The 21720-nt window shown below is 74.1% G+C and carries 18 protein-coding genes and 1 pseudogene; 12 read left to right on the forward strand and 7 right to left on the reverse strand.

The window, feature by feature from the left end:
- Positions 1-3: 3 nt before the first annotated feature.
- A complete protein-coding gene (locus tag ACN9MS_RS02505) occupies positions 4-4680 on the reverse strand; it encodes a hypothetical protein (RefSeq protein WP_426310581.1) in 4677 nt (1558 codons plus the stop codon).
- 172 nt (positions 4681-4852) lie between these two features.
- Between ACN9MS_RS02505 and ACN9MS_RS02510 the strand changes: the two genes are divergently transcribed.
- Together ACN9MS_RS02510 and ACN9MS_RS02515 are read left to right on the forward strand one after the other, a co-directional pair.
- Complete coding sequence (locus ACN9MS_RS02510) at positions 4853-5377, forward strand: FBP domain-containing protein (protein WP_426310582.1); 525 nt, start codon at positions 4853-4855, stop codon at positions 5375-5377.
- A 2-nt stretch (positions 5378-5379) separates the two neighbouring features.
- On the forward strand, positions 5380-5934 hold the full coding sequence (locus tag ACN9MS_RS02515; protein ID WP_426310583.1) for a TetR family transcriptional regulator: 555 nt from the start codon (positions 5380-5382) through the stop codon (positions 5932-5934).
- A 17-nt stretch (positions 5935-5951) separates the two neighbouring features.
- Here the strand turns inward: ACN9MS_RS02515 and ACN9MS_RS02520 are convergent, their stop codons facing one another.
- Positions 5952-7073, reverse strand: a complete 1122-nt coding sequence (locus ACN9MS_RS02520) for a diacylglycerol/lipid kinase family protein (RefSeq protein ID WP_426310584.1) — start codon at positions 7071-7073, stop codon at positions 5952-5954.
- 80 nt (positions 7074-7153) lie between these two features.
- Here ACN9MS_RS02520 and ACN9MS_RS02525 point away from each other — a divergent pair, with 80 nt between their 5' ends.
- The 5 genes from ACN9MS_RS02525 to ACN9MS_RS02545 all read left to right on the forward strand — a co-directional run bounded on the left by ACN9MS_RS02525 (position 7154) and on the right by ACN9MS_RS02545 (position 12198).
- Entirely contained in the window at positions 7154-7963 is an 810-nt protein-coding gene (locus ACN9MS_RS02525) for a helix-turn-helix domain-containing protein (RefSeq protein WP_426310585.1), read from the forward strand.
- 204 nt (positions 7964-8167) lie between these two features.
- Entirely contained in the window at positions 8168-9163 is a 996-nt protein-coding gene (locus ACN9MS_RS02530; RefSeq protein WP_426310586.1) for an ABC transporter substrate-binding protein, read from the forward strand.
- On the forward strand, positions 9160-10056 hold the full coding sequence (locus ACN9MS_RS02535) for a siderophore-interacting protein (RefSeq protein WP_426310587.1): 897 nt from the start codon (positions 9160-9162) through the stop codon (positions 10054-10056). Before ACN9MS_RS02530 ends, ACN9MS_RS02535 begins: the two co-directional genes overlap by 4 nt.
- Before the next feature lie 37 nt (positions 10057-10093).
- Positions 10094-11377, forward strand: coding sequence for a serine--tRNA ligase (gene serS / locus ACN9MS_RS02540; protein WP_426310588.1), 1284 nt, complete (start codon positions 10094-10096; stop codon positions 11375-11377).
- Between the two features lie 35 nt (positions 11378-11412).
- Positions 11413-12198, forward strand: a complete 786-nt coding sequence (locus tag ACN9MS_RS02545) for an HAD family hydrolase (protein WP_426311804.1) — start codon at positions 11413-11415, stop codon at positions 12196-12198.
- A 46-nt stretch (positions 12199-12244) separates the two neighbouring features.
- Here the strand turns inward: ACN9MS_RS02545 and ACN9MS_RS02550 are convergent, their stop codons facing one another.
- The 3 genes from ACN9MS_RS02550 to map all read right to left on the reverse strand — a co-directional run bounded on the left by ACN9MS_RS02550 (position 12245) and on the right by map (position 13799).
- Entirely contained in the window at positions 12245-12421 is a 177-nt protein-coding gene (locus ACN9MS_RS02550; protein ID WP_426311805.1) for a helix-turn-helix transcriptional regulator, read from the reverse strand.
- A 19-nt stretch (positions 12422-12440) separates the two neighbouring features.
- Positions 12441-12917 carry a hypothetical protein gene (locus tag ACN9MS_RS02555; protein WP_426310589.1) on the reverse strand — a complete coding sequence of 159 codons (477 nt, stop codon included), beginning with the start codon at positions 12915-12917 and terminating at the stop codon, positions 12441-12443.
- A 90-nt stretch (positions 12918-13007) separates the two neighbouring features.
- Complete coding sequence (gene map / locus ACN9MS_RS02560; protein ID WP_064316124.1) at positions 13008-13799, reverse strand: type I methionyl aminopeptidase; 792 nt, start codon at positions 13797-13799, stop codon at positions 13008-13010.
- Positions 13800-14033: 234 nt separating this feature from the next.
- Here map and ACN9MS_RS02565 point away from each other — a divergent pair, with 234 nt between their 5' ends.
- A complete protein-coding gene (locus ACN9MS_RS02565; RefSeq protein ID WP_426310590.1) occupies positions 14034-15044 on the forward strand; it encodes a LacI family DNA-binding transcriptional regulator in 1011 nt (336 codons plus the stop codon).
- Here the strand turns inward: ACN9MS_RS02565 and ACN9MS_RS02570 are convergent.
- Positions 15041-16026 (reverse strand): annotated as a pseudogene (locus ACN9MS_RS02570) (IS481 family transposase). The gene ACN9MS_RS02565 and the pseudogene ACN9MS_RS02570 overlap by 4 nt on opposite strands.
- Positions 16027-16413: 387 nt before the next feature.
- On the opposite strand from ACN9MS_RS02570, the gene ACN9MS_RS02575 reads away from it, so the two are divergent.
- The 4 genes from ACN9MS_RS02575 (at position 16414) to ACN9MS_RS02590 (ending at position 20959) form a co-directional block, all read left to right on the forward strand.
- Positions 16414-17820: an ABC transporter substrate-binding protein gene (locus tag ACN9MS_RS02575; RefSeq protein ID WP_426310591.1), complete on the forward strand. Its 1407-nt coding sequence runs from the start codon at positions 16414-16416 to the stop codon at positions 17818-17820.
- 182 nt (positions 17821-18002) lie between these two features.
- Positions 18003-18986, forward strand: coding sequence for a carbohydrate ABC transporter permease (locus ACN9MS_RS02580; protein ID WP_253052334.1), 984 nt, complete (start codon positions 18003-18005; stop codon positions 18984-18986).
- A complete protein-coding gene (locus tag ACN9MS_RS02585; RefSeq protein ID WP_426310592.1) occupies positions 18983-19933 on the forward strand; it encodes a carbohydrate ABC transporter permease in 951 nt (316 codons plus the stop codon). Before ACN9MS_RS02580 ends, ACN9MS_RS02585 begins: the two co-directional genes overlap by 4 nt.
- Before the next feature lie 99 nt (positions 19934-20032).
- Positions 20033-20959: an EamA family transporter gene (locus ACN9MS_RS02590; protein WP_426310593.1), complete on the forward strand. Its 927-nt coding sequence runs from the start codon at positions 20033-20035 to the stop codon at positions 20957-20959.
- Positions 20960-21019: 60 nt separating this feature from the next.
- On the opposite strand, the gene ACN9MS_RS02595 is transcribed toward ACN9MS_RS02590, so the two are convergent.
- On the reverse strand, positions 21020-21670 hold the full coding sequence (locus ACN9MS_RS02595) for a bacterial proteasome activator family protein (protein ID WP_426310594.1): 651 nt from the start codon (positions 21668-21670) through the stop codon (positions 21020-21022).
- Positions 21671-21720 lie beyond the last annotated feature (50 nt).

A 21720-nucleotide genomic window follows, 5' to 3' on the forward strand; every position in this document is an offset into this window, starting at 1 on the left:
GGCTCAGGGCGTCGCGCTCTCCACCCGCGAGGCGGCACCCGCCGACGCGGTCCCCTCCGCGTCCGGCGAGGCGCTCGGGGCGCCCTCCCGGGCGTCGGGGTCCTCGTCGGTCGTGGTGCCGTCGCCGACGGCGTGCAGCGCCGCCACGGTGAGCAGCGGCACCGCCGGGATGAGCGCGACGAGCGCGATGCGCACGCCGAAGTCGTTGACCAGAGAGCCCGCGACGCACACGATCCACAGCGCGAGCACGGTCGGGCGCACGAGCGGCCACGCGGCCTCGGTCCGGGCGAACCACCCCGGCGTGAACCGCCGCGGCCAGAACAGCACCAGCGCCGCCGCGACGAGCACGAGGATCGTCAGCCACACCGGCACGCCGCCCAGGACGGACCGGGCTGCGTAGCCGGCCTTGCGCAGCAGCGTCTCCCAGGCCGAGCCGTCCACGACCTGGCCGACGAACCGGCCGAGGTGCGAGCGCTCGTCGGCCGGGCGCAGCCAGTCGAGCACACCGACGGCGGCCACGAGCCCCACACCGGCGGCGGCGACGAGCAGGAAGCGCCGCCACGTGACCCGGGCCCCGGACGCCGCGAGGCCCAGCACGGCGAACGCCGGCACGACGACGAGCCCGCCGCCGAGGTCGGCCCCGAGGGTCGGCCACACGTCCACGACCATCGTCACCACGCCGATGACGCCCACGACCGTCGCGGCGACGTACCGGCGCCCGCGGGCCACGAGCCACTGGGCGAGCGCAGCAGCGAGGACGAGCGCCGCGACCGCGTACACGGAGAACGTCGGGTTGCCGAACCCGTAGAACCGCGCACCGAACGTCGGGGCGGAGCCGAGCGGGCTGGCGCGGTTCAGCGGCGTCCCGACGAGCGCGTCGAGCGTGAGCACCGCGAAGGTGATCCCGGCGACGATCCCGGGCCCGAGCCATACGGGCCGCCGGGGGGCGAGCGCGCCGAGCGCGGCGACGGCTGCCGTCGCGAGCACGGTCGAGACGACGATCGCGAGGGTCTGGTTCCCGAACCTCCACCAGCCCGTGAGCGACACGAGGAAGGCCGCGGTCGGCACGGCGGCCACGACGAGCGCGGCCCCGCGCGCCCCGTGCGCGGCCCGGGCCCAGCGGGCACGCGCCCGGTCGCCGGTCGCGCGCGCGGCCCGCGGCGCGAGCAGGAGGCACAGCCCGGCGATGACGAGGCCCGCGTACAGCGGCACGTCGACGAACGCGGTGTAGACGGCGCGCCGCACGTGGTCGCGGGTCGTGAGGTCGGCGAGCGCGTCCGCGGTCGAGGTCGCGTCCGGGGGGCGGGGCGAGCCCCAGGCCAGCGGCGTGTCCTGGATGCGGGCCGGGATCGCGGCGCCCGCGGCGTCGAGCACGGTCGCCGGGACGTCGAGGACGCGCGCGACGCCGTCGGTCCGCGTGGCCGCGCTCGTCAGGTAGCGCGCCTGCTCAGGTCCGTCGAACGACGGCCGCACGAGCGTCGCGCCGAGCACCGGCCGGGTGCCGGGCGTCCCGGCGACGTCCACGACGAGGACGGTCGTCCCGGTGGGTGCCGCGTCGAGCACGGCGCCGACCGTCGCATCCACGGCGGCGAGCCGGTCGACGCGCAGGGAGGCGCGCTCCTCGGCAGGGAGGTCCGGGTCGACCGTCGGGGTGGTCGCGTCCCCCGCGTCGACCAGGGTCACCGGGCAGGCGAACGCGTCGCTCCCGGGGACGGTCGCGCTCGCGAGGTCCCGGTAGCGCGCGACGTCCCCGCGGGAGTCCGCGAGGGCGATCGCCGCACCGGGCCCGACGGCCGTCGCGCACACGGCGCTCGTCGAGCCGCCCGGGACGTCGCTGGTGAGCGCGTCGCCGAGCACGCCCAGCCGCGCCTGGTAGCCCGAGCCCTGCTGGAGCGCGACGAGCCCGTCCCAGCCGTCGACCTGCGCCCCGCCGGTACCGTCGGTGGTGGCGACGGGCTGCGCCGTCGGGCACTCCCACGTGCCGTCGGGCGCACGCTCGGTCGCGACCTCGGCGAGCTGCCCGGCCGAGAGCGCGAGCCAGCCCCCGACGGTGCAGCGGCTCGCCGCACCCGTCGGCTGGGCGACGCCCCCGGCACCGGCGCCGTCGGTGAGCAGGCCGTGCAGGGTCGGTGTGGTGGACGCCGTGACGTCGCTCCACGTCACGCCCGTGGTCCCGACGACGACGAGCGGACGGTCGGTGGCGATGGCGTCCGCACGGGTCACGGCCGCCTCGCCGCCCGCGGGGGCCGCGCTGGACGTGGGACGCAGGCCGCCCGAGGCGAGCACCGTCGAGACGAGGAGGACGACGAGCAGGAGCCCGCCCCCGACCGTGAGGAGCATCGTGGGCATGTGCCGGATCCCCGGCTCGGGGAGCGCGGCCGCCGGGCGCTGCGGCATGGTCCGCGCGAGGAAGCCGGGCACGACCATCGCGGTCGCGACGACCACGACCATGACGCCGATGATGACGCCCGAGTCGTTGAGCACCGAGCCGACCCCCGCCACGACCACGAGCGCGATCACGAGCTCGCGCAGCAGCGGCCACCGCTCGTAGGCACGCGCGACCTCGGGCAGCCTGAAGCGCGCGGGGCGCAGCGCCGCGAGCGCGACGAGGACGACGAGCACCGCGGCGGCGGCGCCGGCCGGCTGCGCGACGGTGCGCCACGCGCCCACGGCCTTGCGGCCGATCACCTCGAGCGCGGCCCCGTCGACGACGGTCTGCACGAACCCGCCGAGGTGCGAGCTGCCGCCGGGCAGCAGCCAGTCGACGACCGCGACGACCGCGACCACGAGCACGGTGAGGCCCGCGACGACCAGCGCGCGCAGCCACGTGATCCGCACCCGGCCGACGAGCAGCGCGAGCACGGCGAACGCGGGGACGAGCGCGAGGATGCCGCCGAAGTCGGCGCCGAACGCGGGCCAGCCGTCGATGACGACCGTCACCGCCCCGACCGCGACGACGAGCCAGGCCGCGAGCCGACGTCGCCCCCGGGCGAGCGCCGCGGACGCCAGGCCGCCGGCGAGCACGAGGCCCGCGACGGCGTACACGGCGAACGTCACGTTGTTGAAGCCGTAGAAGCGCGTGAAGCCCGCGACGGCGGACGTGCCGAGCAGGGAGGCCTGCTGGAGGGTTGTGCCCGTCGCCCCGTCGACCGTGAGGACCAGCCACGTGACGCCCGCGAGCGCGGTCGGCAGCGCCCACGGGCGGCGGGGGAGGAGTCGCGACACGACCCAGGCCACGAGCGCGACCGCGACGGCGCTCACCGCGAGCGCGAGGGTGAGCGCCGGGGCGGGGGCGCTCCACACCCACCAGCGCGACAGGCTCGCGAGCGACGCCGCGACGGGGGCCGCTGCCGCGACCATGAGGACGGCGGACAGGACGCGCAGGCCGGCGGGGCCGGGGCGCGGCGGCAGCCCACGGCGCGCGGCCGCGCGCCGCACCCACAGCGCCCCGCCCAGCGCGACGACGAGCGTCGCGACGAGCAGCCCGACGAGCACGGGGTAGAGCGTGGGGATGGTGCTCGTGAGGACGTTGAGGTACTGGCGGTTCTCGACCGTGCGCGCGACGTCCATGCGCCGGACCTCGCCCAGCGACAGCGGGGCGCCGTCGAGGCCCTCGGTGCTCCCGCCCGCCTCGTCGACGACGGTCGCCGTGAGGTCGACGAGCTGGACGATGCCGTCCTTCTGCGTGCTCGGGGAGTGCAGCCAGCGGCTCGTGGGCTCGCCCTTGCGCCAGTCGACGACGACCGGGAGTCCCGGCTCGCCGACGGGCCCAGCGGGCACGCCCGCCACGAGCACGCGCGTCCCGCGGTCGACCTCGTCCATGACGCGCGAGAGCGCCTCGTCGAGCGCGTCGAGGCTCTGGCCCCGTCCGGACGAGGAGTCGACGATCTCGCCCTGGTCGACCACCGTGACGTCGCACGCGCCGAGCCCGCCCTCGGGCAGCGCGGCGAGCGCCGACGCGTACCGCTCGACGTGCCCGCTCGCGTCGGCGAGCATGACGGCCGCGCCCGGCCCGACCGCCGTCGTGCACACGCCGGTCTCGGCGAGCCGGGTCGCGGTCGTCCCGGGCGCGTGGTGCGTCGTCGGGGCGGTCGCCTCCTCCTCGGACGGCGCGGTGAGCGTCGCCCACCCGGGGACGTCGGCGGGCTGCGCCTCGGGCGCGGTCGCTCCCGACGCCGTCGTGGCGGGAGCGGGCAGCGGCGGGCAGCCGGTGGTGGGCGCCTCGGCGTCGGCCGGAGGCGTCGCCGCGGGCTCCTCGGCGGCCGGCGGGGAGGACGTGACCATCTGCCCGGCGGACAGGGTGAGCCACGCGTCCGTCGCGCACGTCGTCCGCCCGACGCCGAGCGACGCGACCGACCCCGTCCGGATCATCGACCACAGCGTGGGCGTCGCGGTGGGCGAGACGTCGCTCCAGTAGAGCCCCGCGACGGCGACCAGCACGACCGGCCGCGGGTCGTGCGTCGGCACGGCGGCGTCGCCGGCGGTCGCGGTGCCAGCCGTCGTGCCCGCCGTCGTGCCCGACGACGCCGCGGCCGCGGGGGGCGCGGCGACGGCCCCGAGGGCGGTGAGCAGGGTGAGCACGGCGGCCGTAGCGAGCGCCGTCGCACGGGTGCCCCCGCGCCGCCATCGCCGGGCGGGGAGCGTGCGGGCAGGGGGGAGCGCGGCGGCCGGGAACGTCACCGGACCAGCCTACGGGGGCACCCCGCGCATGCCCCGGCTGTCCGGACGGCGTCGTCGCAGGTCCGCGCCGGACGCTCACGCGCCCTCCACGCCCGCTGCGCGGGTATCCGCTGGACGGTCAAACTTGTATCCGTGTACAAATTGGTTCCATGTACAAATTATGGAGCCGGCCGTGCGCCCGCTGAGCCGTGCGGAAGCCCGGTCCGCGATCGTGAACACCGAACCGTCGGAGGGAAGGATCCGGCTGCCCGCGGGCTTCGACGCCCTGCGCTGGGACGATCTCGACTACCTCGGGTGGCGGGACCCCCGGGCGCCTCAGCGTGCCTTCCTCGTGGCCGAGGGCGTCGACGGCGGCGTGCTGGGTGCGGTCCTCCGCCAGAGCCCGAGCCACGCGGAGACCGCAGGGCGCGCGGTCATGTGTGCCCTCTGCCGTTTCACGAGGCGCTTCAACGAGGTGGCGCTGTTCGCCGCCCCCCGGCCGTCGTCCGACAAGCGACGACGGCTGAGCACCGTGGGCATCCTCGTCTGCACCGATCTGGACTGTTGCCGGAACGTGCTGGCCACCCCCGTCCGCGGCCCGCTCGACCCATCCGCGGAGGAGGTGGTCCGGGCTCGCCGTGCAGGGCTCCGGACGCGTACGCTCGCGTTTCTGCACGGCCTGACCGAAGGCACCCGCACGGCGCGGACGAGGAGATGACGATGGCCTACCTGCCGCGCGCGGAGCGTCGGCACACGATCGTCGTCGCAGGGGCGGCCGTCGTGCGCCGTGCCGGTCTCGGCGCCGTCACCGCGCGCGTCGTGGCCGACGAGCTCGGTGGCTCCCCCGGCCAGATCCACCATCACTTCGCGTCGACGGACGAGCTCGTCGCGCAGGCGTGGCGGCGCTACGCCGGCGAGGAGATCGCCTCCTTCCAAGTCGCGGCCCGCGGTCTGGGGTCGCGCGCCGGGCTCGAGCTCTTCTTCGAGGACCTCGTCGGTCCGACCGGCGACGGCCGGGCTCTGGCGCTCTGGGCAGAGGCCGGCGCGCACGCGCAGCTGCGGCCCGAGGTCGCTCAGGCCTACGTGGAGACGCTCGACCACCTGGTCGCCGTCCTCGCGGACGTCCTGGGTGGCCCCGGCCACCGCGACGCCGCAGCCAGGCTGCTCATGGTCGGCGTCGGGCTGGCCGGGCTGACCCGGGTGGGCGGGACCGTGGCGATCCCCCCGCGCGCGGTCATGCGATCGGCGATCGACGCCGAGACGACGTCGCGCTGACGGCGTGCGCGCCGGGTTCAGGCGGTACGCACCACCAGGGCGCCGGGGTCGACGCGCGCCTCGATCTCGACCGCGAGGCCGAGCACGTCGCCGTCGACCTGCGCCTGCTCCCCGCCCTCGACACGCACGCGGACGCGCCGGGCACGAGCGTGGTCGATGCGACCGATCTTGGCGGGCAGGTCGTTGCGCACGCCGAGGCCCTGCATGACGACCTCCCCGAAGAGCTGCGCCCAGCCCACGACCCCGCCGCGCGTGTCGATCGCGGCGATGTCCAGGATCCCGTCGTCGATCACCGCGTCGGGCAGGAGCGTGAGGCCCCCCGGGAGGCGACCGCAGTTGCCGATGAGGAGCGAGCGCAGCCGCGCGTCGACGGGCGGCGTGTCGTCGAGCTGGATGCGTGCGCGCATGCGGCGCCCGTGCAGGTGCCGGATGCCCGCGACGAAGTAGGCGACCCAGCCCACCTTCGCCTTGAGCTCGTCGTCGGTGTCCGCGACCATCGCGGCGTCGAACCCGAGGCCCGCGATGACGAGGAAGATGTGCTCCGTGCCGGCGTCCCGGGCCGGGTCGGGACCGGCGTCGTCGGGGCCCTCGGCGTAGCGCAGGACCGTGACCCACCCCACGTCGACCGGCCGGTCGGACCCGGCGATCACGACGGCCAGCGCGGCACGCGCGTCGCCCACCGGGAGGTCGAGGTTGCGCGCGAGGAGGTTGCCGGTGCCCACCGGGACCAGGCCCATGGTGCGGCCGCTGCCGACCATGCCCTCGGCGACCGCGCGGACCGTGCCGTCCCCGCCCACGGCGACGACCACGTCCGCGCCCTGCGCGAGCGCCGCGCGGGTCTGCCCGACGCCCGGGTCCTCGACCGTCGTCTCGAACCACAGCGGGTCGGGCAGCGCGGCGTCCGCGAAGGCGGCGCGCACGAGCGCCTCCAGGCCTACGACGTCGGGCTTCGACGGGTTGGCGACGAACGCGACGAGCTCGCGCGGGTCGTCCTCGACCGGAGGCTCCTCGACGCGCGGCGCGTCGTCACCGTGCGCGCGGCGCTGCCGGGTCTGCTGCGCGCGCAGGCCCAGCGCGACGACGAGTGCCACGACCGCGACGGCGAGCGCCGCGATCGCGAGCCAGAGCGTCCAGGACATGGCCCCTACGCTAGTGGCGGCAGGGCAGAGCGCGGCATCCGGCGCAGCGTCCGCGGGCATCGGGAGCGAGGAGGGACGCGGTGCAGCTGCAGCGGGTCACCTTCGGTGCGGACGGGACCGTGGGGACCAACAGGTTCGGGCCGCGGGGACCACGCCGCTGGCCGCGGCACGTGCACGACGCCCACGAGCTCCTGTGGGACGCGCGCGGACCGCTGGAGGCGGAGACCGACGACGGCTGGTTCGTCGTCCCCCCGGGCCACGGGCTGTGGATCCCGGCGGGCTGCGCGCACGAGGTGACGGCGGGGGACGGTGTCCCGTTCGCGTGCACGTTCCTCGGCGGCGACCCTCCGGAAGGGGTGGGCGCCCGGACCGTCGTCGTCACGGTGGTGCCGGCGGTGGCCGAGCTCCTCGCGCTCCTCTCGGACACCGACCTGCGGGCGGACGTGCGCCGCCGTGTCGAGGGCACGGTCCGCGACCTGGTCGCGCCCGCGGAGCCCGGCCCGGCGAGCTCGACGGCGGGGCCCGCGACGGGGCCGGCGGCGGGCCTGCCGCTCCCCGCCGACCCCGCGCTGCGCGCCGTCGCTCGCGCGGTGATCGCCCGCCCGGACGACCGCCGCACCCTCGACGAGTGGGCCGAGGGCGCGGGGATGAGCGCCCGGACCGCGTCGCGGCGGTTCCGTGAGGAGACGGGGACGACCTTCGCGCAGTGGCGGACGACCGTCCGCATGCGGGCCGCGGTCGGTCTGCTCGCGTCGGGGATGCCCGTGGGCGCGGTCGCGCGGCACGTGGGCTACGCGTCCGCGAGCGCGTTCGTCCAGTCGTTCCGCGCCACGGTCGGGACGACGCCGGGCGCGTACGCGGGCAGGGTGCCCGCGGGCCGTGCGTCCTGAGGCGGCGGCAGACTTGGACGTCTGTCTGGAACCCGACACGATCCGTCCGGTTCACGACACGGCGGGGCATCCCGTGGCTCGGTCTCGTGGTTAGGCTAGGCAAACCTCACCACGTGCGAGGTCGGGCCGACGCCCGAGCTCGGCACGGGCGACGACCACGACCGGGCGCACGGCGTCGGTCGCACACCCCGACGAAGGAGCCCCATGACCGCGCGCCCTCGCGCCCCGCGCCCCCGCCCGGCCTCGCTCACCGTGTCCCTCCTCGCCCCGGCGGCAGTCGTCGCGCTGCTCGCCGGCTGCGCCACGTCGGAACCGGCCGCGTCGGCCGGCACGGCGGACACCTCCGCCTCCGGGGGCACCCGGACGGTCGACACCGCGTTCGGCGAGGTCGAGCTGCCTGCCGACCCGCAGGCGGCGCTCGGCGTCTACACGACCGACATCGACATGCTCGTCACACTCGGCGTCCCGCTCGCGGGCAAGCAGCCGATCCGCGACGAGGGGTACACCGCGTTCCCGTCGTTCTTCGACCAGGAGGCGCTCGCCGGCCTCGAGACCTTCGAGAACTTCCCCGAGTACAACTACGAGGAGATGCTCAACGCCGCGCCGGACGTCATCCTCAACGGCCTCGGCTACGACGCGGACCTCGTCGCGAAGCTCCCCGAGATCGCGCCGACGTACAGCTACGACGGGTTCGACGGCGGCGACTGGCGCGACCGCTTCGCCGAGATCGCGGTCGCGTTCGACCGCGAGGACGAGCACGACGCCTGGGTCGAGAAGTACGAGGCGAAGGTGGCCGAGGTGCGCGCGGCGCTCGACGCCGCGGACGTGCACCCGGTCGTCGCGCCCGTGGGCTACTGGGACGGCAGCGTGACGGCGAGCTGCTACGGCATGCCGTGCCTGGTCTTCAAGGACCTCGGGCTCGAGATCCCGGAGTACGCGGACTCGTGGGACGGCACCGTGTACTCGCTCGAGCAGCTGGAGGCGCTGAGCGACGTCGACGTGATGTTCGCGTCGGACGCGCCCGGCGCGGACGGCGCGATCCCGGACCCCTTCGCCGAGATCGAGGGAAACGCGCTGTGGAGCGCGCTGCCCGCCGTGAGCTCGGGGAACGTCGTGCGGTACGACATGGAGATGAACTACGGGTCGCCCAGCGGCCAGTACGCGTTCCTCGAGGTCGTCGAGAAGGCGCTGCTCCCGTGAGCCGGTCGACAGTGACGATGCGCGTGCACCGGGCCGTCGTACGCGACGTCGAGCGCCTCACGCCCGGCATGGTCCGGGTGACGTTCGCCGGTCCCGGCGTGGCAGGCTTCGAGACGACCGGCGTGGGGGACGAGTACCTGCGGGTCATGTTCCCGCGCGACGGCGAGCCGGACCCGGTCCTGCCCGTCGCGACGGAGTCCTGGTTCGAGTACGCCGACGGCGTCGAGCCGCTGCCCCTGCGCACGTACACCGTGCGCGACGTGCCCGAGCCCGGCGTCGTCGTCGTCGACTTCGTCGTGCACGACGGCGGGGTCGCGGCAGCCTGGGCGCTGCGCGCGCGGCCCGGAGACGTCGTCGGCCTCAACTCGCCGACCGGGCTCTACGACCCGCCGGCCGGGCTGGCGTGGCAGCTCCTGCTCGCCGACGCGACGGGCCTGCCGGCCGCGGCGCGCCTGCTCGAGCAGGCGCCGGCGGGCGTGCGGACCCGTGCCGTGCTCGAGGTGACCGGTCCCGACGACGAGCAGCCGCTCGCCGTCGGGCCGCACGTCGAGGTGGCGTGGCTGCACGGCGGCAACGGCCACGGCCCGTCGCGGCTCGAGGAGGTCCTGCGCGGCGTGACCCTGCCCGACGGCGTCGGGTACGTGTGGTTCGCGGGCGAGACCAGGGTGCTGCGTGCGGTACGGAAGTACCTGCGCCACGAGCTCGGGCTGCCCGCCACCGCGTACAAGACCGTCGGGTACTGGACCGACGCCGCCGAGTCCGCGGACGCGCGGTGGGAGGCCCTGGCTCCGGCGGTCAAGGCGCGCATCGAGGCGCTGTGGGACCAGGAGGGCAAGGACGAGGAGGAGATCGTGGACGAGTACCACGAGGTCCTCGAGTCCGTCGGGCTGTGAGGGCTCGGGCGGTGGCCGGGTTCGTTAGGCTGCTGGCGTGATCGACCTCCGCCTCCTGCGCGACAACCCCGACATCGTCCGTGCCAGCCAGGTCACCCGTGGTGACGACCCCGCGCTGGTGGACGCCGCCCTCGACGCCGACGCCCGCCACCGTGCCGCGCTGAGCGAGTTCGAGAGCCTGCGTGCCGAGCAGAAGTCCCTCGGCAAGCAGGTCGCCCAGGCGCAGGGGGAGGAGAAGCAGGAGCTGCTCGCGCGCACCAAGCAGCTCGCGGCCGACGTCAAGGCACGCCAGGCCGACGCGGACGCCGCGGCGGAGGAGCTGCGCGGGCTGCTGTACCGCATCTCGAACGTCGTCGCGGGCGCGCCCGCCGGCGGCGAGGACGACTACGTCGTGCTGCGCGAGGAGGGGACGATCCGCGACTTCGCGGCGGAGGGCTTCACTCCCCGCGACCACCTCGACCTGGGCGAGGGCCTGCGCGCGATCGACACCGAGCGCGGCGCGAAGGTGTCGGGCGCGCGGTTCTACTACCTCACGGGCGTGGGCGCGCGCCTCGAGCTCGCGCTGCTCAACGCGGCCATGGACACCGCGATCGCGGCCGGGTTCACGCCCGTCATCACGCCGACGCTCGTGCGCCCCGAGGTCATGCAGGGCACCGGGTTCCTCGGCGCCCACGCGGACGAGATCTACCGCCTCGAGAAGGACGACCTCTACCTCGTCGGGACGAGCGAGGTCGCGCTCGCGGGCTACCACGCGAACGAGATCGTCGACCTCTCGGCCGGGCCGCTGCGCTACGCCGGGTGGAGCGCGTGCTACCGCCGCGAGGCCGGCTCGCACGGCAAGGACGTGCGCGGCATCATCCGCGTGCACCAGTTCCACAAGGTCGAGATGTTCTCCTACTGCGACCCCGCCGATGCCGAGGCGGAGCACCAGCGCCTGCTCGGCTGGGAGGAGCAGATGCTGCGCCTCGTCGACCTGCCGTACCGCGTCATCGACACCGCGGCGGGCGACCTCGGGTCGAGCGCCGCGCGCAAGTTCGACTGCGAGGCGTGGCTGCCCACGCAGCAGCGCTACCTCGAGCTGACCTCGACGTCGAACTGCACGACGTTCCAGGCGCGTCGCCTCAACGTGCGCGAGCGCGTCGAGGTCGACGGCAAGAACGAGACGCGCACCGTCGCGACGCTCAACGGCACGCTCGGCACGACGCGCTGGATCGTCGCGATCCTCGAGAACCACCAGCAGGCCGACGGCTCGGTCCGCGTGCCGGAGGGCCTGCGCCCGTACCTCGGGGGCCTCGAGGTCCTCGAGCCGGTGGTGGCGTGACGGGTCTCCTGTCCCCGGAGGACGCATCCGGGCCGATGCTCGTCGCGCTCGACATCGACGGCACGCTCATGTCGTACGACCAGGAGCTGTCGGACGACGTGCGCGACGCCGTCGCCGACCTGCGCGCGGCGGGCCACCACGTGGTGCTCGCGTCCGGGCGCTCGCTCCTCGCGATGACGCCCGTCGCGGAGATCCTGGGGATCGACCGCGGCTGGGTCGTCGCGTCGAACGGCGCGGTGACCGCGCGGCTCGACCCGGAGGAGCCGGACGGGTACGCGCTCGAGGACGTCGTGACGTTCGACCCGGGCCCGGCCCTGCGGCTCCTGCGCGAGCACCTGCCCGAGGCCCGGTACGCCGTCGAGGACGTCGGCGTCGGGTTCCGCATGAACGAGCTCTTCCCCGACGGCGAGCTCGACGGCGTGCACCGCGTCGTCGAGTTCGACGAGCTGTGGTCGGGCGAGGTCACGCGCGTGATCGTCCGCTCGCCGGGGTCCACGAGCGAGCAGTTCCACGAGCTCGTCGAGCGCCTCGGCCTGGACGACGTGACCTACGCCGTCGGCTGGACGGCGTGGATGGACATCGCGCCGCTGGGCGTCACCAAGGCGACCGGGCTCGAGCTCGTGCGGCGCGCGCTGCACGTCCAGCCCCACCGCACGGTCGCGGTCGGCGACGGGCGCAACGACGTCGAGATGCTCCGCTGGGCGGCGCACGGCGTCGCGATGGGCCACGCGGACGCCGTCGTGCAGGCCGCCGCCGACGAGGTCACCGGCTCGATCGAGGACGACGGCGCCGCCCACCTCCTGCGCCGCCTCCTGCCCTGACCGCGAGGGAGGACCGCAGGGCGCGAGGCTGCGTGGCCCTCCGGGCTCAGGGGCGGAAGACGTCCTCGATGCGGCAGCCGAACACCTCGGCGATGCGGAACGCGAGCGGCAGCGACGGGTCGAAGCGGCCGCGCTCGATCGAGATCACGGTCTGCCGCGACACCCCGAGACGGCTGGCGAGCTCGGCCTGCGACCAGCCGAGCACGGCGCGGCGGGCCGCCATGTCGTTGTCCACGGGCGTCCTACGACTCGCGCCGGGAGACGACGGCGTGCCGGACGAAGAAGTCGACCATCGCGACCAGCACGACCACCGCGAGGACGAAGGAGGAGCTCAGCTCCAGCCCGGTGAGACTGACCGCGGTGAGCGTGAGCCCGGCGACGACCAGCACGTCCCAGAACGCGCCGGCCGCCGCCCGCTCGGTCCACCGCCGCTCGACGTTCTCCTCGGCGTGCGGCTCGGGCGCGCTCGTGCGCGGCCGGACGACGAGGAACCAGCCGAGCGCGGTGGCGGGCGGCAGGACGCACACCGTGAAGACGGCCGCGACGAGCCAGAAGTCCTCGCGCCGGAACAGGCCGGCGGCGACGCCGACCGACGCCGCGACGGCGAGCGCGACCAGCACGGCCCCCGCCCAGGCCCACCAGGGAGCGGTGCGGTCGCCGAGCACGTGCTCGCGGTCTTGCAGCCGGCCGTCGTCGGCCGGGACGGGTGCGTCGCTCAACGGGTCTCTCCTCATGCGTAAAGTGTGCTTGACACGTCGAGCCAACCATCGCCGACGCACACTGTCAAGCGTGCTTGACGTGAGGGAAGCTCAGTCGCGCGGCTCGCGCGCGGTGAGGACGACCGGGCCGTCGGGCGTGATCGCGACGGTGTGCTCGCTGTGGGCACCGCGGGACCCGTCGGCCGAGCGCAGGGTCCAGCCGTCGGGGTCGGTGTAGATCTCGTCCGTGGTCTCGAGGAACCAGGGCTCGATCGCGATGACGAGGCCCGGCTTGAGCGGGAACCCGCGCTTGCGGCGGCCGTCGTTGGGGATGTGGGGCTCGCCGTGCATCGTGCGGCCCACGCCGTGCCCGCCGAAGTCGGTGTTCACCGAGTAGCCCGCGGCGTGCGCGACGTCGGCGATGGCGGCCGAGATGTCGCCGACCTTCTTGCCCGGCTGTGCGGCCGCGATCCCGGCCTCGAGCGCGCGCTCGGTCGTCTGGATGAGCTTCGCGTCCGCCTCGCCGAGCGCGCCCGCGCGCGGCGTCCCGACGACGAACGACAGCGCCGAGTCCGCGACCCACCCGTCGACGGACGCGGCGAAGTCGATGCTCAGCAGGTCGCCGTCGCGCAGCGCGTAGTCGTGGGGGAGGCCGTGCAGCACGGCGTCGTTGACGGACGTGCAGATCACCTTGCCGAACGGGCTCGCGCCGAACGACGGGTGGTAGTCGATGTAGCACGACTCGGCCCCGCGGTCGCGGATCATCTTGTGCGCGACCTCGTCGAGCTCGAGCAGGTTCGTCCCGACCTTGGTGGCGGCGCGCACCGTGGTGAGGACGTCGGCGACGAACCGCCCCGCGGGTCGCATCTGGTCGATCTCCCGCGGGGTCCTCAGCTCGATCATCGTGGTCCTTCCGGTTCGCAGATGGGGTGCCCGACGGCGGCGCGGCCGGCTCGAGCGGTGCCGAGCGGTGCCGCGGGACGGGCCTCCCCACGATATCGGTCCACCGCGCCGCGGTGCGGCGGGGCGAGCGCGGCGGCAGCCGCGCGGTCGTGGCGCAAGCGCTTGCATCGATCTGCTCACGATGCGGCACGGCGCCTCGCCAGCCGGTGTCCCGGCGTGGCAGCATCACCCGTCGTGGCAGGTATCGACGACGTCGCCCAGGCCGCCGGGGTGTCCACGGCGACCGTCTCGCGCGCCCTGCGCGGCCTGCCGAACGTGTCGGAGGCGACGCGCCTGCGCGTGCTCGCGGAGGCGGCGCGCCTCGGCTACGTGCCCACACCGTCGGCGTCGTCGCTGGCCACGGGCCGTACCCGCACGATCGGCGTGCTGACCCCGTGGGTCAACCGCTGGTTCTTCGCGAACGTCATCGAGGGCGCCGAGCGCGCCCTGCGCGACCTCGGCTACGACGTCCTGCTCTACACGTTCGACGTGCGCCGGACGTCCTCCCGCCGCCGGGTCGACCCGAGCGTCCTGCGCCATCGCGTGGACGGCACGCTCGTCGTGGGCCTGCCGCTGGACGACGACGAGGTGCGCTCGCTCGTCGGGCTCGCCCGGCCGCTCGCGTTCGTCGGGTCCGGGCCGGCCGACCAGGTGACGGTGCGCCTCGACGACGTCGCGACGGGCCGGGCCGCCACCCGCCACCTGCTCGACCTGGGGCACCGGGTTATCGGCCACGTGACCGGCGTGCCCGACCTCGTGTCGTCGTGGTCCCCGCCCGTCGAGCGCGCGCGGGGCTACGTGCGCGCGCTGGAGGGCGCCGGCGTCGCCGTCGAGCCCGACCTCGAGGTGAACGGCGACTTCGACGTCGCGGGCGGGCGCGAGTCGACGGCGGAGCTCCTACGCCGCCGCCCGGACGTGACGGCGGTGTTCGCGGCGTCGGACGAGATGGCGATGGGGGCGATCCTCGCGGCGCGCGACCTGGGGCTGCGGGTCCCGGAGGACCTGTCGGTGGTCGGGGTGGACGGGCACGACCTCGGGGAGCTCGTCGGCCTGACGACGATCGCCCAGGACGCGTACCAGCAGGGGTTCGACGCCGCGCTCCTCCTGCTCGAGATGATCAACGGCGCACCGGTGCCGGAGAGCATCACCTACCCGACCGAGCTGGTGCGGCGCGGTTCGACCGCACCTCCTCGCGTCCGCCGCTAGATGTACTGACCGGACAGGTTGGTCAATCGAGTGATCGGTGGCTTGTTCCCGCAGGCGGTGTGGGGGCGGTGGTGGTTGTACTCGTGGATCCATGCTGCCAGGGCAGCGCGTCGTTCGGTCTCTGAGGTGTAGCGCGGGCGTAGCCCCAGCCGTCGGCGAGGGTGCGGTGGAAGCGTTCGATCTTGCCGTTCGTCTGGGGCCGGTAGGGGCGGGTCCGGGTGTGCGTGATCTCGAGTTCGGCGCAGGTCTCGCGCCACAGGTGTGAGCGGTAGGGCGAGCCGTTGTCCGACAAGACTCGTTGGGTGGTGATGCCGCGTGCGGCGAACCAGGTCACGGCCCGGCGCAGGACGTCGGTCGCAGTGACGGCGGTCTCGTCGTCGTGGACCTCGGCATAGGCGACCCGGGAGTGGTCGTCGATCACGGTGTGCACGAACGCGTGCCCCATCTTCGGATGGCTGTAGGCATTCCTGGGCTTGCCGGGCGTTGCGGCCCGGTGGCGTCTGCCCTGCGGCCGGCCTACGAACCGCCACCCGCCGCCGTCGGGGATGTTGCCGAGCTTCTTGACGTCCACGTGCAGCATCGCGCCAGGGTGGTCGTGCTCATAGCGGCGCACCGGCTCACCGGTGGCCCGGTCGACGTGCGAGAGCCGGTTGAGCCGGCACCGGACCAGGACGCGGTGCGCAGTCGAGGGCGCGACCCTGGTCAGCGCGGCCAGCTGGACCGGGCCCAGACGCTTACGCAGCCGCAACGACACGATCCGCCTGGTCGTCGCCCGGTCGGTCTTGGCCGGCATCCGGCGCGGACGCGAAGACCGGTCCGCCATGGACTCGCCGGTCGCGTACCGGTCGGCCCACCGTTTGACCGTCGGCCACGAGCACTGGAACCGGGCCGCGACCTCCGCGATCGGGACGTGCTGGTCGATCACCAGCCGGGCGACCGTGAGCCGGGCGCGCGGGGTCAGAGCGGCATTAGCGTGGGACACGAGGGCCTCCTGTGAGCGGAGCGGATACCTAGGCAGTTCCACTCCACCGCGGGAGGCCCTCGTGCGCTACCAGATCAGATCAACGCGTCGCACTCATTCGACCAACGTCTCCGGTCAGTACAACTAGAACACGGCGGCGAGCCCGCCGCCCGCAAGGGGCCGGTCCGTGGGAGCGCGGCCAGGCGAGGGGGGCCGAGAGAGCGCGCACCCGGCGCACGTGACGGAATCGTTACGCAAACTCGCCTCTCCTGTGCTTGCGGCCCTGGGATGCAACCGCTTGCATGGTCCTAGGGCGAGAGCGCACCCGCGCTCGCGACGTCGCGATGCGCCCGGTCCTCACCGGACCGGGGTGACGACGTCCGTACCCACGACGAGGTGGAGGCTGACATGACCAGGACCACGAGGACCAGCGCGGCGCGTCGCCGCACGCTGGTGGTCGCCGCCGGCGGCGCGAGCCTCGCGCTCGTGCTCGCGGCGTGCAGCGGCGGTGGCGGCGGCGGGGGCGACGACGAGTCGCCGAGCGCCGAGGTGGACTGCGCCGACTTCGAGCAGTACGGCGACCTGTCCGGCAAGACCGTGTCGGTGTACGCGACGATCGTCGACACCGAGGCGGAGCAGCAGCAGGCGTCGTACGAGCCGTTCGAGGAGTGCACGGGCGCCACGATCGAGTACGAGGGCTCCAAGGAGTTCGAGGCCCAGCTCCCCGTCCGCATCCAGTCCGGCAGCGCGCCGGACATCGCGTACCTGCCGCAGCCCGGCCTCCTGCGCCGGATCGTGGCGGACTTCCCCGACGCGATCCAGCCGGTGGGCGAGGACGCCGCGGCGAACGTCGACCAGTACTACACCGAGTCGTGGAAGGAGTACGGCACCGTCGACGGGACGCTGTACGCGACCCCGCTCGGCGCGAACGTCAAGTCGTTCGTCTGGTACTCGCCCTCCATGTTCGAGGACGCGGGCTACGAGGTCCCCACCACGTGGGACGAGCTCATGGACCTCTCCGACCAGATCGTCGCGGACAACCCCGGCGGCGACATCAAGCCGTGGTGCGCGGGCATCGCGTCCGGTGAGGCGACCGGCTGGCCGGCCACCGACTGGATGGAGGACGTCGTCCTGCGCACGGCCGGACCCGAGGTCTACGACCAGTGGGTCAACCACGAGATCCCGTTCAACGACCCGCAGATCGCCACGGCGCTCGCCACAGTGGGCGACGTGCTGAAGAACGAGGAGTTCGTCAACGGCGGCCTCGGCGACGTGAGCACCATCGCGACGACCGAGTTCACCGAGGGTGGCTACCCGATCATCGACGGCCTGTGCTACATGCACCGCCAGGCGACGTTCTACCAGGCCAACTGGACGACCCTCGACCCCGACCTGGTGGTCGCCCCCGACGGTGACGTCTGGGCCTTCTACCTCCCGGGCGAGACCGCGGAGGACAAGCCGCTGCTCGGTGGTGGCGAGTTCGTCGCGGCCTTCACCGACCGTCCCGAGGTCCAGGCCTTCCACGCGTACCTGTCGAGCCCCGAGTGGTCCAACGCCAAGGCGAGCGTGACCCCGCAGGGCTGGATCAGCGCGAACAACGGCCTCGACCCCGAGCTGCTGCAGTCGCCCATGGACCAGCAGGCGTACGAGCTGCTCACGGACGAGAGCTACACGTTCCGCTTCGACGGCTCGGACATGATGCCCGCCGCCGTCGGCGCCGGTTCGTTCTGGACCGAGATGACGGAGTGGATCGCGAGCGACAAGTCCGACGAGGCCGTCCTCGACGCCATCGAGGCGTCCTGGCCGACGTCCTGACCCGCGGGTGACCCGGGGCCCGACCGCGCGGCACGAGCCGCGAGCCGGGCCCCGGGTCCACGCGTCGACCCCGGGGGCGGGTCGTCCGGGGGGCCGATCCCCGGACGACCCGTCCCCGGGCCGTCCCCGCTGAAACACCACGTCGTCGCCCGGCCGCCGCCGGCCACCTCAGGAGCTCTCACATGGACTGGTTGCTCGAACCCGCCGGGACGGGGGGCAAGCTCGCGGTGATGCTCGTCGCGATCCTGCTCTTCGTCGTCGTCATGGGCCTGATCCTCTTCCTCGTCGACCGGCCGCGGCGCGTGCCGGGCTGGGTCGTCGCGCTCGCGTTCGCCGGGCCCGCGGTCGTCATGCTCGCCTTCGGCCTGCTCTACCCGGGCCTGCGCACGATCCGGGACTCGTTCTACAACCGCACGGGCTCCGCGTTCGTCGGGCTCGACAACTACGTCACCGCGTTCACGCGCGACGAGTTCCAGATCGTCCTGCGCAACACCGCGATCTGGGTCATCGTCGTGCCGCTCGTGTCGACGTTCCTCGGGCTCGTCTACGCGGTGGTCGTCGACCGGTCGCGGTTCGAGAAGTTCGCCAAGACCCTGATCTTCCTGCCCATGGCGATCTCGATGGTCGGCGCGGGCATCATCTGGAAGTTCATGTACGAGTACAAGCCGGCGAGCCAGCCGCAGATCGGCCTGTTCAACCAGGTCCTCGTCTGGCTCGGGCTCGAGCCGCAGCAGTTCCTGCTCAGCGCACCGGCCAACACGTTCTTCCTCATCCTCGTCATGATCTGGATCCAGGCCGGGTTCGCGATGACGATCCTCGCGGCCGCGATCCGCGCCATCCCGGACGACATCGTCGAGGCAGCCCGCCTGGACGGCGTCGGCGGCATGCGGATGTTCCGCTACATCACGGTGCCGAGCATCCGCCCCGCGCTCGTGGTCGTCCTCACGACGATCGCGATCGGCACGCTCAAGGTCTTCGACATCGTCCGGACCATGACCGGTGGTCGCTTCGAGACGTCGGTCGTCGCGAACGAGTTCTACACGCAGGCGCTGCGGCAGGGAGAGCAGGGGCTCGGAGCCGCGCTCGCGGTCATCCTGTTCGTCCTGGTCATCCCGATCATCGTGTACAACGTGCGGCAGCTGAAGCAGGCGGAGGAGATCCGATGAGCACCCCACTGTCCGCCTCCGTCCCGGACGCCCCGCTCGTCGACGAGACCGCCGAGGAGGGCACCGGCAAGGGCATCGTCGCGGGCCTCGACGAGCGCGCGGGGAAGGTGCGTCGCAGGGTCTCGTCGCGACCGGCGTCGATCATCGCGATCGTCCTCGCGGTCCTGTGGACCATCCCGACGTTCGGGCTCCTCGTCACCTCGTTCCGCCCGCCGCGCGAGATCCGGCGGTCGGGCTGGTGGGAGGCGTTCGCCAACCCCGAGTTCACGATCGACAACTACACCGACGCGCTGTTCGGCGGGTCGACGAGCTTCGCGACCTACTTCATCAACTCCCTGGTCATCACGCTGCCCGCGGTGATCATCCCCATCACGCTCGCGTCGCTGGCGGCGTACGCGTTCGCCTGGGTGGACTTCAAGGGTCGCAACCTGCTGTTCGTCGCGGTGTTCGCGCTCCAGATCGTGCCCATCCAGGTCACGCTCGTCCCGCTGCTCACGCAGTACGTCGACTGGGGGATCGACGGGTCGTTCTGGCCGGTGTGGCTGTCGCACTCGATCTTCGCGCTGCCGCTGGCGATCTTCCTGCTGCACAACTTCATGAAGGACATCCCGCGCGAGCTGGTCGAGGCGGCGCGCGTCGACGGCGCCGGGCACGTGAAGATCTTCTTCCAGGTGCTCATGCCGCTGCTCGTGCCCGCGATCGCGGCGTTCGGGATCTTCCAGTTCCTCTGGGTCTGGAACGACCTGCTCGTCGCCCTGACGTTCGCTTCCGGTCAGGACACTGCGCCCATCACGGTGCGGCTCGCCGAGCTCTCGGGCTCGCGCGGCGCGAGCTGGCACCTGCTCCCGGCGGGTGCGTTCATCTCGATGGTCGTCCCCGTCGTCGTGTTCCTCGCGCTCCAGCGGTACTTCGTGCGCGGGCTCCTCGCCGGGTCGGTCAAGGGCTGACGCCCGCCACGCCGAGCATGCGGCGCCGGCCCGTCCCGCGCGTCGGACGGGCCGCTGCCGCATGCTCGACCGGCGCATGAGGGCGCCTAGAGTCGTCGGGTGACCCGTCGCCCCGCCGCCGCCCTCGACCGGGTCCCGGTCCCGGCGTTGTTCGTCGTCTCGGGGCTGACGCAGTACCTGGGCGCGGCGATCGCCGTCGGGCTGTTCGCCGTGGCCGGCGCGATCGAGATCGGGTGGCTGCGCATCGCGGCGTCCGCGGTGCTGCTGCTCGCGTGGCGTCGGCCGTGGCGGCACCGGTGGTCCCGGCACGACCTCGTGTGGGTCGCCGTCTTCGGCGTCGCCCTCGCCGCGATGAACCTCGCGTTCTACGTCGCGATCGACCACCTGCCGCTCGGGACGGCGGTCGCGATCGAGTTCCTCGGCCCCGTGGCGGTCGCCGCCGTCACCGGCAGCGGGTGGCGCGAACGGGGCGCGATCGCGGTCGCGGCGGCGGGCGTCCTGCTGCTCGCCGGCGTGACGATCGAGTCCGACCTCCCGCGCGCGGACGCCGTGCTGGGGCTCACCGCGATCGGCGTCGCGGCCGCGTGCTGGGCGGCGTACATCCTGCTGGGGCGGCGGGTCGCCGTCTCCGGGTCGGGCGTGACGTCGCTCGCGGTCGCGATGACCGTGGGAGCCCTCGTGTTCGCGCCGTTCCTCGCGTCCGGGGCGGTCCCCGTGCTCGGCGACTGGCGGCACGTGGTCGCGATCGTCGGGATCGCCCTCTTCTCGTCCGTCGTCCCGTACGCGCTCGAGCAGGTCATCCTGCGCCGGGTCAGCGCGGCGACGTTCTCGGTGCTGCTCGCCCTGCTCCCGGCGACGGCCGCCGTCGTCGGGGCCGTCGTGCTGCGCCAGGTGCCCACGGTGCCGGAGCTCGTCGGACTCGTCCTCGTGTCCGGAGCGATCGCCATGACCGCGGCGCGACCGGGCGGGCGCGCCGACGGGGCGCCGCCCAGGGACGACGTCCCGCTCGACCCGCCGCCGGCCTGACGAACGACCCCGCCGCGCCCGGGACGTCGTCCACGAGACCGGCGGGGCCGCTCGGGTCGGTCAGAGGTACTGGCCCGGCGACGGCCTCCCGTCGTGCTCGTCGGGACGCCCGCCGGGCTGACCCGGGACACCGCCGGGGCCGCCGGGGCCCATGGGCGGCAACGAGCCGGGAGGCAGCGCGCGGCGGATCTGCGAGAGCTGCGCCTGCGCCGCCATCTGCTGGGCGACGAGCGCCGTCTGGATGCCGTGGAACAGGCCCTCGAGCCAGCCGACGAGCTGCGCCTGCGCGACGCGGAGCTCCGCGTCGGTCGGGACCGTGTCGTCCGAGAACGGGAGCGTGATGCGGTGCAGCTCCGCCACCAGGTCGGGCGACAGGCCCTCCTCGAGCTCGGTGAGCGAGCGCTCGTGGATCTCGGCGAGGCGCGACCGCGCCGCCTCGTCGAGCGGGGCGTCCCGGACCTCGTCGAGGAGCTTCTTGATCATGCCGCCGATGCGCATCACCTTGGCCGGCTCCTCGATGACCGTCGCCGGGTTGCGGTCGGGGTCGGTCGAGTCGTCGCTCTCGACCACGCTCACGCCGGTCCCGTCGGGCATCACCACGGTGGCGCGGGCGGGCTCGTCGGAGTCGTCGGGCACGGCGTCGTCCGCGCCGGTGGCGGGCTCGGTCGGGGTGGGCTCGTCGGAGCGGGGGTCGCGCGGTTCGTCAGCCATGGCTCCAGTCTGGCGTGCACCGCCCACGCGCGCACCGACGGGACGCGCGA

Source organism: Cellulosimicrobium sp. E-16, assembly GCF_049913115.1.
Taxonomy (GTDB): domain Bacteria; phylum Actinomycetota; class Actinomycetes; order Actinomycetales; family Cellulomonadaceae; genus Cellulosimicrobium.